Origin of the sequence: Mesorhizobium sp. M7A.F.Ca.US.002.01.1.1, assembly GCF_004022955.1 — a bacterium.
Lineage (GTDB): Bacteria > Pseudomonadota > Alphaproteobacteria > Rhizobiales > Rhizobiaceae > Mesorhizobium > Mesorhizobium ciceri.
In genome coordinates this window covers 1-10,712 of sequence record NZ_RZQE01000190.1, presented here as the reverse complement: position 1 = coordinate 10,712, position 10,712 = coordinate 1, and the positions used below count along the sequence as shown (strand labels likewise).

Annotated in this window: 12 protein-coding genes; 8 read left to right on the top strand and 4 right to left on the bottom strand. The window is 62.8% G+C overall.

Annotated features, from left to right (window positions below; genetic code table 11):
• The 4 genes from EN932_RS18980 to ppa form a co-directional block, all read left to right on the top strand.
• Nucleotides 1-586, top strand: a 586-nt coding sequence (locus EN932_RS18980) for a TPM domain-containing protein (RefSeq protein WP_206618945.1), incomplete at its 5' end; no start/stop codon positions are given.
• A gap of 8 nt (nt 587-594) precedes the next feature.
• Entirely contained in the window at nt 595-1,233 is a 639-nt protein-coding gene (locus tag EN932_RS18975) for a TPM domain-containing protein (protein ID WP_027163695.1), read from the top strand.
• A 118-nt stretch (nt 1,234-1,351) separates the two neighbouring features.
• Nucleotides 1,352-1,858, top strand: a complete 507-nt coding sequence (locus EN932_RS18970; RefSeq protein ID WP_013528996.1) for a GNAT family N-acetyltransferase — start codon at nt 1,352-1,354, stop codon at nt 1,856-1,858.
• A gap of 112 nt (nt 1,859-1,970) precedes the next feature.
• Entirely contained in the window at nt 1,971-2,504 is a 534-nt protein-coding gene (gene ppa, locus EN932_RS18965) for an inorganic diphosphatase (protein ID WP_127385704.1), read from the top strand.
• Nucleotides 2,505-2,513: 9 nt separating this feature from the next.
• Here the strand turns inward: ppa and EN932_RS18960 are convergent, their stop codons facing one another.
• Together EN932_RS18960 and EN932_RS18955 are read right to left on the bottom strand one after the other, a co-directional pair.
• Entirely contained in the window at nt 2,514-3,107 is a 594-nt protein-coding gene (locus EN932_RS18960) for a hypothetical protein (protein WP_027163693.1), read from the bottom strand.
• 45 nt (nt 3,108-3,152) lie between these two features.
• Complete coding sequence (locus EN932_RS18955) at nt 3,153-3,770, bottom strand: TetR/AcrR family transcriptional regulator (RefSeq protein ID WP_127368956.1); 618 nt, start codon at nt 3,768-3,770, stop codon at nt 3,153-3,155.
• Between the two features lie 74 nt (nt 3,771-3,844).
• On the opposite strand from EN932_RS18955, the gene EN932_RS18950 reads away from it, so the two are divergent.
• Nucleotides 3,845-5,128 (top strand): MFS transporter, encoded by a 1,284-nt coding sequence (locus EN932_RS18950; protein ID WP_024504198.1) that lies wholly within the window; start codon nt 3,845-3,847, stop codon nt 5,126-5,128.
• 180 nt (nt 5,129-5,308) lie between these two features.
• Nucleotides 5,309-6,883 (top strand): alkaline phosphatase, encoded by a 1,575-nt coding sequence (locus EN932_RS18945; RefSeq protein WP_127368954.1) that lies wholly within the window; start codon nt 5,309-5,311, stop codon nt 6,881-6,883.
• A 46-nt stretch (nt 6,884-6,929) separates the two neighbouring features.
• On the opposite strand, the gene EN932_RS18940 is transcribed toward EN932_RS18945, so the two are convergent.
• Nucleotides 6,930-7,211, bottom strand: a complete 282-nt coding sequence (locus EN932_RS18940; RefSeq protein ID WP_244506871.1) for a hypothetical protein — start codon at nt 7,209-7,211, stop codon at nt 6,930-6,932.
• Between the two features lie 197 nt (nt 7,212-7,408).
• Between EN932_RS18940 and typA the strand changes: the two genes are divergently transcribed.
• The gene (typA, locus tag EN932_RS18935) at nt 7,409-9,238 is read left to right on the top strand and encodes a translational GTPase TypA (RefSeq protein ID WP_013529003.1); all 1,830 of its coding nucleotides are present in this window, start codon (nt 7,409-7,411) and stop codon (nt 9,236-9,238) included.
• Nucleotides 9,239-9,299: 61 nt separating this feature from the next.
• On the opposite strand, the gene EN932_RS18930 is transcribed toward typA, so the two are convergent.
• Nucleotides 9,300-9,926 (bottom strand): DUF1062 domain-containing protein, encoded by a 627-nt coding sequence (locus EN932_RS18930; RefSeq protein ID WP_127368952.1) that lies wholly within the window; start codon nt 9,924-9,926, stop codon nt 9,300-9,302.
• A gap of 394 nt (nt 9,927-10,320) precedes the next feature.
• On the opposite strand from EN932_RS18930, the gene EN932_RS18925 reads away from it, so the two are divergent.
• Nucleotides 10,321-10,712, top strand: a 392-nt coding sequence (locus tag EN932_RS18925) for a LysE family translocator (protein ID WP_164890537.1), incomplete at its 3' end; no start/stop codon positions are given.

The following is a 10,712-nucleotide window of genomic DNA, read 5'->3' as shown; positions in this document are numbered from 1 at the left end:
GAACAATGGCGTGCTGCTGCTGGTTGCCCCGAACGACCGCAAGATGCGCATCGAGGTCGGTTATGGGCTGGAAGGCACGCTGACCGACCTGCACACCAAGCTCATCATCGAGAATGACATGGTGCCGGCCTTCCGCGCCGGGGACTTCTCCGGCGGCATCAGCAAAGCCGTCGACGACATGGTCATGGTGCTGGAGGGCAATCCCGAAGAACTGGAAGCGCGGGGCAAGCGCAATCCCGCCGATGACGGCACGTCCATCGATCCGATCTTTGCCGTGTTCCTGATGCTGTGGGCGACGATGTTCTTCGGCGGGATGGCGATGGCGTTCCTGCCGCCGATGTTCGGCACGAAATTGTCGCCGGGCGTGTACAAATGGCTGGGCATGACGTTTCGTTATGGCCGCGGGCCGAGCGGGTACTCGGGCACTGGCTGGACAACCGGTTCGTCGTCGGGCGGCGGGTGGTCTTCGGGTTCGGGCAGTGGCTGGCCCTCGGGGTCAAGCGGCGGTGGCGGATTTTCCGGCGGTGGCGGATTTTCCGGTGGCGGCGGCTCGTCGGGTGGTGGCGGTTCTTCAGGAAGCTGGTGAGACAGATCATGGCAACACGACCAATTAGCCCGCAGGATCATGAGCGCATCGCAACCGCGATCCGCGCCGCCGAGGAGAAAACCGACGGCGAAATCTACTGTGTCGTGGCGCATGCCAGCGACGGCTATTTCTTCCCGGCCGCCTTCATGGCGACCGTGTGCATGCTGATCGTCAGCCTGGCTGTCGGCTACGGTCTGGAGGCCTGGTGGCTGTCGATCCGGCTGCCGCATTTCGTCCTCGCCCAGCTCCTGGCGCTTGCCTGCCTGCTGGCCTTGTTGTGGGCGCTGCCCGGCCTGCGCATTCACTTGGTGCCGAGGCGGCTGCGCTACCAGGCGGCGCACGCCAACGCGATCAAGCAGTTCCTCGCCCGCAACGTCCACCGCACCACGGCGCGCACCGGCGTGCTGGTCTTCGTCTCGATCGCCGAGCGCTATGCCGAGGTGGTCGCCGATTCGGGTATCGACGCCAAGGTCGGCCAGCATGTCTGGGACGGCGTCGTACGCGACCTTACCGCGCATGCCGGCGACGACCGGCTTGCCGACGGCTTCGTCAAGGCGATCGAGTTGGTGGGTGCGGTGCTGGCCGAGCATTTCCCGGTCACTGCGGGCGACAGCAACGAACTCGACGACCATCTCGTCGAGATTTGAGCCTTTCCACAGAAGTCTTGAAGGCCCCTCACCAGCGCGGTGATCGCCTGTGAGAAAGCAGCCGGCTGGCCGCCCGGACCCTTGCAATCGGGCGATGCGGGTTTATGGTTAACAAATCATGAATACGCTGACGATCGACATCCGGAAAGCCGACCCGCGCGATGCCAGTGCCATCGCCGAGGTGCATCTGGAAGCCTGGCGCGGCGCCTATTCCGGCATCATTCCGCACCGGACCCTGACATCGATGATCAACCGTCGAGGCGCCGACTGGTGGGCGAATGCGATTCGCCGCGCCGCCACCGTTCTGGTCGTCGAAATCGGCGGCAAGATCGCCGGCTATGCGACGATCGGCAAGAACCGCGCCCGTGAACTGCGCCAGCAGGGCGAAATCTACGAATTGTACCTGCGCCCGGAATATCAGGGCATCGGGCTCGGCAGCCGCCTGTTTTCGGCGGCCAAGGCGCGGCTGGCCGATCACGGGCTGAAAGGCATGGTCGTGTGGGCGCTGGAGGACAACCAGAACGCGCTTGCCTTCTATGCCGGCGCCGGTGGCCGCGATGTCGCCGAGGGCGTCGAGATCTTCGAGCAGAAGGCGCTGAAGAAGGTCGCTTTCGTCTGGGAATGACAACCCGGCCTTTCGGCAATTGGGCGTTCCATTCGCACCCAGCACCATTCGCCGCATTGCACCATGACGCGCCGCCCGCTATCGATCGTCCATCGAGAGAGGGATTTAAGCCATGCGCATTGAAGCCATAGCCAGCGGAAAGAATCCGCCTGAGGACGTCAACGTCATCATCGAGGTGCCGATCGGCGGCGAGCCGATCAAGTACGAGATGGACAAGGAGGCCGGCACGCTGTTCGTCGACCGCTTCCTGCACACCTCGATGCGCTACCCCGGCAATTACGGCTTCGTGCCGCACACGCTGTCGGGCGACGGCGATCCGATCGACGTGCTGGTCTGCAACACGCGCGCGCTGGTGCCGGGCTGCGTCATCAACGTGCGGCCGATCGGGGTGCTGATCATGGAAGACAATGCCGGCCAGGATGAGAAGATCATCGCCGTGCCGTCGCCAAAACTGACGCTGCGTTACGAGAATGTCACCGAATACACTCAGCTGCCCGACATTACGCGCCAGCAGGTGCAGCACTTCTTCGAGCACTACAAGGATCTCGAGCCCGGCAAATGGGTCAAGATCGAAGGCTGGCACGATTCCAAATATGCCAAGAAGATGATCGTCGACGCGATCGAGCGGGCCAAGGCGACCAAGTAGCCCGATCCGTCAGTTGTCGACCCGGCCGAAGGCCGGCACTTTGCCGATGACGGTGTGTCTGTCCTTGCCGCAGGCGAAGGTGCGTGCCTTGTCGTCGGCAAGCTTGCGCGCCTGGTCGTTGGCGGCGGGATTGCCGGTGGCCAGCACCAGGCCGACGGTGCAGCCGTCGCGGGCGTCCATCTGGCCGACCTTGGCGACGAGCAGCACCTCGGTCGGCTTTTTCTCGTCCTCGGGATTGCTGATCGAGCGGCGATGGATGACGGCATAGGGCACTGCCGTGTCGCCCTTGGTTTCGATGCGCCATTCGACTTTGGCTCCGGACGAATTGAGGCCGGAAAAGCTTTCCCAGACCGTCGTCATGTCGCCGCCGGGCGGAAAACCGTAGAACAGCGATTCACGGGCGTCGTCATAGGCGATCAGTACGGGATAGCCGCGATAGCCTGAACAGGCGAGTTCGGCCCAGTCGCCGTCGCCTTCTTCTGCCTGCGCGTAGGTCACGCAGTCCGTTTTCGAATCCAGATCGGTGTAGGCGCTGGAAATGCCGTCGGCTTGCGCCGCCTGACCGAGACCGACCAGGACAAGCGGGATCAGAATGGCACGCATGGCGGTCAATCTCCGTTGCAAGCCGCCGCAGCGTAGCGCCAAACGCTATTTCTTCAAGCTGGCTTGGATCAGCAGGTCGGCATTGCGGGCAACCGCTTGCGCCGGACCGCCGAGGCCGAACAACTGGCCGCTGATATAGGCGCCCTCGATCAGCAGCAGCAGGCCGTCGCCGAGCGTGTCTGGGTCTTGCGCGCCCATCGCAGCCGCCATGGCGCGCAGCCGGCGGCGCAGTTCCTGCTTGTTGGCCTCGCTGACCACGCGAGCCGGGTGGCTGTGGTCGGGATATTCGACCGCCGCATTGGTCATGCCGCAGCCGCGATAGTCCGCCACCTGCGTGCGCTTGCCGATGCGGGTCAGGAAAGCCTTGATCTGAGCGCGCGGGTCGCCGGGATGAGCGGCGACCGCCTCGTCGAAGCGCTCCCAGTATTCACGGTCATATTGCCTGAGATAGGAAGCGGCCAGTTCGTCCTTGGACGGAAAGCTGCGGTAGAGGCTGGGCTTGGTGACGCCGGCACGCTTGACGATCTCGTCGACGCCGATCGCCCTGATGCCGCGCCGGTAGAACAGGTCATAGGCCACATCGAGGATCTTCTTGGCGGCTTTCGGCGGAGCGGATGCATGACCGTCGCTGATGGTCAGTTCAATATTTTTGTCGGTTGGCATCGTGTGACTCGATTGACAATGTTACCGATCGGTACGTATACATGTTCCCACTCTGCAACGTACCGGTCAGTAACATGATAACTCAATCTCGCCCCTTTGGCCAGCGCTACGCTTTCGTCGTGGTCGGCGTCATCTTCCTCAGCCTGCTGGTCGCGGCTGGCCTGCGCTCCGCACCCTCGGTCATGATGCTGCCACTCGAGAACAGTTTCGGCTGGCGCCGCGACATCATCTCCCTGGCCGCCGGTGTCGGCATTCTGCTTTACGGTTTGACGGGGCCATTTGCCGCAGCCCTGATGGAGCGCATCGGGCTGCGCCGCACGCTGCTCGCCTCGCTGGTGGTGATGTCGGGCTCGACCATGCTCAGCCTGCTGATGACCAAGCCGTGGCATCTGTTCATCACCTGGGGCGTGTTCTCGGGCATTGGTTCCGGTGCCGTCGCCAGCGTGCTCGGCGCGACCATCGTCAATCGCTGGTTCAAGACCAATCGCGGCCTTGTCATGGGATTGATGTCGGCCTCCAGTGCCTCGGGCATGCTGGTGTTCCTGCCGCTGATCGCCGCTCTGGCACAGTCGGGCGGCTGGCAGCCGGTTGTCATTGCGGTCGCGATCGCGACCGCTGCCCTGATACCGCTGGTCTGGCTGCTGGTGCCGGAGCGGCCGGCATCGATCGGCATGGTGCGCTATGGCGCCGAGGCTGACGATGTGCCGCCGACGCCGCCTGCGTCACAGGGCAACTTTCTGGCGCATACGTTCTCGACGCTGCGCCGTGCCGCCGGCACGCGGGTGTTCTGGTATCTGTTCGCCACCTTCTTCGTCTGCGGCTTCACCACCAACGGGCTGGTCGGCACGCATCTGATCGCGTTTTGCGGCGACATGGGCATCGGCGAGGTGCAGGCCGCCGGCCTGCTGTCGATGATGGGCATTTTCGATCTGATCGGCACGACATTGTCGGGCTGGCTCACCGACCGTTTCGACCCGCGCAAGCTGCTCGGCGTCTATTACGGCATCCGCGGCCTGTCGCTGATCTACCTGCCCTATTCCGGCTTCTCAGCGACCAGCCTGATCATCTTCGCCGTGCTCTACGGTCTCGACTGGATCGCCACCGTGCCGCCGACTCTGAGGCTCGCCAATGAGGCGTTCGGCGATCGCAGTGGGCCGATCGTGTTCGGCTGGATCGTCGCCGGCCACCAGATCGGTGCGGCGACCGCCGCCGCCTTCGGTGGCACCATGCGCGAGTTGCAGGGCAATTACGAACTGGCCTTCCTGATCGCCGGCATGACGGCAATAGCCGCTGCCTGTATCTCGCTGCTGATCAACACCAGCAAGCCGGCATTCGAGCCGGAGCCGCAGGCGGCGTAGGGAGAGACGCTACCGGCCAAGCTGCCATCTCCCCCACACGGAGGAAGATCGGCAGCTTCGCCGTCCGCGCAAACGCCCACCCGCCTGTTGATCGTCAGAAAAACTTCATGATCCCGAGATGTCCCTGAAACATTGACGCTGGATTTTGGTGGCACCGTTCAAGCCATCCAGGAGACAGCCGTGAACAAGCTTTCGATGACTCGCCGCGCTTTCGTCACCTCCGCCAGCGCCGTTGGCCTGGCTGGCGTCTCGAGCCTGGCGCTGCCCTACTATTCGCGCGCCAGTCAGCGGCCGGCCTTCACCCATGGCGTCCAGTCCGGCGATGTCGACGCAACCAGCGGCATGGTGTGGACGCGCACCGATCGCCCGTCGCGCGTCATGTTCGAAGTGTCGTCGACGGAGAACTTCGCCACTGCGACACGCCTGGCGCCGCTCGATACGTCGCCGGCCAGCGACTACACCGTCAAGCGGCTGCTCACCGACCTCGCTTCGGACCAGGATATCTTCTATCGCATGACGGCAGCCGATCTCGCCGACATCAACGCCGTTTCCGAGCCGATCACCGGGCGCTTCAGGACGGCGCCGGCCTCGAAGCGCGACATCCGCTTTGCCTGGTCAGGCGACACCGCCGGCCAGGGCTGGGGCATCGATGAGACCGGCATGAAGACCTACGCCACGATCGGCAAGCACACGCCCGACTTCTTCCTGCATTCGGGCGACACCATCTATGCCGACGGCGCCATGAAGGACGAGGTCGACCTGCCCGGCGGCGGCAAGTGGAAGAACGTCGTGCTGATCGACGGCAAGCGCAAGGTTGCCGAGACGCTGGACGAATACCGGGACCAGTGGAAGTACAACATGATGGACAGGAACGTGCTCGGCCTCAGCGCCATCTGCCCGACTTTCTACCAGTGGGACGACCATGAAGTCCTGAACAACTGGTCGGATTCGAAGGATCTCAGCGCCGACAGCCGCTATACGGAAAAATCCATCCACGTGCTGGCGGCCCGTGCGGCGCGGGCTTTCCACGAGATGACGACGATCCGCTACGAACCTTCCGAGCCCGGCCGCGTGTATCGCAAGATCGCCTACGGGCCGCTGCTCGACGTGTTCTTCCTCGACATGCGCTCCTATCGCGGCCCCAATGGTCCCGACATGCAGGATGAGATGACGCCGCAATCGCGCATGCTCGGCGAACAGCAGACGAAATGGCTGAAGCGCGAACTGGCGAATTCGAAGGCGACCTGGAAAATCATCGCCGCCGACATGCCGCTCGGCCTCGTCGTCTGGGACGACGGCACCAAGAAGGTTGGTGCCGAAGCAGTCAGCAATGGCGACAATGGCTTGCCAAAAGGGCGTGAGCTCGAGATCGCCGACCTGCTGCGCTTCATCAAGAATGCCGGCATCAGCAACACCGTCTGGCTCACCGCCGACGTGCATTACACGGCCGCGCATTATTACAACCCGGACAAGGCGCAGTTCCAGGATTTCAATCCGTTCTGGGAATTCGTTTCGGGTCCGATCCATGCCGGAACGTTCGGGCCGAACGATTTCGACATGACGTTCGGTCCGGAGCTGAAGTTCATCAAGGCGCCGACCGCCGAACAGGGACAGAACCTACCGCCGTCGGCAGGTCTGCAATTCTTCGGACTGGTCGATATTTCAGGCGCCAGCGAGCAGATGACGGTGCGGCTGATGGATCGCGACGACAATGAACTCTACAAGGTGACGCTCGACCCGGTACGGTCGGCATAAGCGCGCGCTGATGGAAAGGTGTCGCGCGTCTAGGGCGCGCGATGTCTTAGTCCGGGTAGCAGACCATGGAGATATTCGGCCAGACGGCGCTGTCGCAGTTGGCGGCGTCCTGCCGCTGCTTGAAGGCGGCGCTGACCGGGCCGGTCACCACCGGGTCGACGCCGTCGGGCGCGTCGGCGAAAATCTGCTCGGCCGACTGTGCCTCTGACGGCAAGGCAGGCCGTGATTCCTTCGTCGTCGCGGCCGACTGCGCGGCGTTGGCCGCCAGCAGGACGGCGAAGGCAACAGAGGCGATGAGCGGCCAGAATCGGTTGAGTTTGTCGGTCATGATGTTCGAACTGCCCGGGCCCCGAAGGGTTCCCGCCTTGGTTAACAAAATCATCTCACACGCAGATGCTTAAGATTTGATGAGTATTTGGTGACGCGCCTCCTCTTTCGCAACTGCGAAAAACCCTGTATGAGCCGCGCAACCGAAAGAGGCAGCGCCTTTTGGCCTGCTGCCTGCAACGCTTCCGAGACCAGAACATGAAAATCCGTAATATCGCGATCATCGCGCACGTCGACCATGGAAAGACCACCCTGGTCGACCAGCTTTTGAAGCAGTCCGGCTCCTTCCGAGACAATCAGCGCGTGGCCGAGCGCGCCATGGATTCCAACGACCTCGAAAAGGAGCGCGGCATCACCATCCTGGCCAAAGCGACCTCGGTCGACTGGAAGGATACCCGCATCAACATCGTCGACACCCCCGGCCACGCCGATTTCGGTGGCGAGGTCGAACGCATCCTGTCGATGGTCGACTCAGCCATCGTGCTGGTCGATGCCGCCGAAGGGCCGATGCCGCAGACCAAATTCGTCGTCGGCAAGGCGCTCAAGGTCGGCCTGAAGCCGATCGTCGTCATCAACAAGATCGATCGCCCGGACGCCCGTCATGTCGAGGTGGTCAACGAGGTGTTCGACCTTTTCGCAGCGCTCGACGCCACCGACGAGCAGCTCGACTTCCCGATTCTGTACGGCTCAGGCCGCGATGGCTGGGTTTCGGAAAATCCGGAAGGACCGAAGGACCAGCAGTTGGCGCCGCTGTTCGACCTCGTCATCAAGCATGTGCCGGAGCCGACCGTTCATCCCGGTCCGTTCCGCATGATCGGCACCATCCTGGAAGCCAATCCGTTTCTCGGCCGCATCATCACCGGCCGCATCGAGAGCGGCACGCTGAAGGCCAACCAGCCGGTCAAGGTGCTGCACCATGACGGTACTCAGATCGAAACCGGCCGTATTTCCAAGATCCTGGCCTTCCGCGGCCTTGAGCGCCAGCCGATCGAAGAAGCGCAGGCGGGCGACATCGTCGCCATTGCCGGCTTGTCGAAGGGCACCGTCGCCGACACGTTCTGCGACCCGAGCGTGAGCGAACCGCTGCATGCGCAGCCGATCGATCCGCCGACCGTGACCATGTCGTTCCTGGTCAACGACAGTCCGCTGGCCGGCACCGAAGGCGACAAGGTGACCAGCCGCGTCATCCGCGACCGCCTGCTGCGCGAAGCCGAAGGCAATGTCGCGCTGAAGATCGAGGAATCGCCTGACAAGGATTCGTTCTTCGTCTCCGGCCGCGGCGAATTGCAGCTGGCCGTGCTGATCGAGACGATGCGGCGCGAAGGCTTTGAAATCGCCGTGTCGCGTCCGCGCGTCGTCATGCAGAAGGGCGAGAATGGCGAATTGCTGGAGCCGGTCGAAGAAGTCGTCATCGACGTCGACGAGGAGCATGCCGGCGTCGTCGTGCAGAAGATGTCCGAGCGCAAGGCCGAGATGGTCGAACTGCGCCCATCCGGCGGCAATCGTCAGCGCATTGTCTTCCATGCGCCGACCCGTGGCCTGATCGGCTACCAGTCGGAGCTTTTGACCGACACGCGCGGCACCGCCGTGATGAACCGGCTTTTCCATGCCTATGAGCCCTACAAGGGCGAGCTGCCAGGCCGCACCAATGGCGTGCTGATTTCCAACGAACAGGGCGAATCGGTCGCCTACGCCATGTGGAACCTGGAAGATCGCGGCCCGATGGTCATCGATCCGGGCGTCAAGGTGTATCAGGGCATGATCATCGGCATCCATAGCCGCGACAATGACCTTGAAGTGAACGTGCTCAAGGGCAAGAAGCTGACCAACATCCGTGCCGCCGGCAAGGACGAGGCGGTCAAGCTGACCCCGCCGATCCGCATGACGCTGGAACGCGCGCTGGCCTGGATCCAGGACGACGAGCTGGTCGAAGTGACGCCGAAGACCATTCGGCTGCGCAAGCTCTATCTCGATCCGAACGAGCGCAAGCGGTTCGAGAAGTCGTCCAAGGTGGTCGGCGCGGCGTAAGCTCTTATTTTTTCCAACAGCGGAGAGGGGCGGAGCAACCAGTGTTCCGCCCCTTTTTCGTTCATCCACCGGCAGCCGCGATGATGGCCTGCCGATCGGCCTCGCCGGCCAGATCGATGCGGATCGTGTTTCTCGCACGGGCCGGCTTGCGCAGGGCCTTTGCTCCATCCGGGTCAACGATGAGCAGCCGCTTCTCCTCCAGCGCCTGAAGCCGTGATCGCGAGATGCAGAGTTCACTTGCGAGCAGCCGGTCGAGCCGCAGCGATGTCGGCATTTCGAGCCCAAGCTGGAGTTCCAACACGGTCGCGGCTTCCCTGGTGTCGCCGAGCCTGCGCTTGTGAACGCTGACATCGGAGAACTCCTCGACGCGCCCGATCCGGTTGCGCAACGCCACCGCATCGAAGGCATGACGGTGAGCGAGTGCAGGATCGTTGCTTTCGAGCGCCGCCAGCAGCGCCGGGTCGATGTCGCGGCGGTTGCAGCGTTCAAAAATGCCGAAATTCCAGGAATTGTCGCAGTCGATGCAGCGATAGATCAGCCACACGTCGATGCGTTTGCCACTGGCGTTGACGCGGAACTTTCCGCTGCTGCAATAGGCCCTCACGGTGCCGCAGCGGTTGCAATTGATGAGCGGTCGAGGTGCGGTCTGGGGTGCGATTGCCCAGTGGATACGCAGAAGTCCAGACATGCCGATAAGCCCTTCCCGTCGGGAAGTTCATCAGGCCGGCGATGTCGAGATGCCCATGCGGGCGCGGCGTGGCGGTCGCTTGCTATGATTGGAAATCGGATGTCACGGGCGGCAGCGCGCAACAACGGTTCAGCAGTGCCAAACCGGTCTCGAACCGCCGCCCAGAAGAACACATGAAAATGAAAACAGATACCGCAAATGCGGTGTCATGCAGTGTGTCGGGGGAGTTGGCGAGACCGGCGGTTACGTAGGCAAAGTGAAGCTCAAAATTGTTTCGCGATGGCCTTTCTAGCCGCGACATGCCGGACCGACAAGGGTCTTTTGTCGGTGCTACCGCAGCCGAGCCACTTGCGTTAATATCCGAAATCGAAGGTTTTCAACCAGAGACCCGGTTATGCACCCCACCTCGCTCCTGATTTTCGCCGCCGCTCTGTTCGTTGCCGCGGGCTCGCCTGGGCCATCGATCGCGGCGCTTGTCGCCCGCGTCATCTCGAAAGGGTTTCGCGACGTGTTCCCGTTCCTGCTCGCCATGTGGATCGGCGAGGGCATCTGGCTATCGCTGGCGGTGTTCGGGCTGGCTGTCGTGGCGCAGACCTTCCATTTCGCCTTCGTCGTGGTGAAATGGGTCGGCGTTGCCTATCTCGCTTACCTCGCCTGGAAGATGTGGACCGCGCCTGTCGATGCAAAAGAGGGCGAGATGCCGCGCGAGGATTCGGCGATAAAACTGTTCTTCGCCGGCATGGCGGTGACGCTCGGCAATCCCAAGATCATGATGTTCTACCTGGC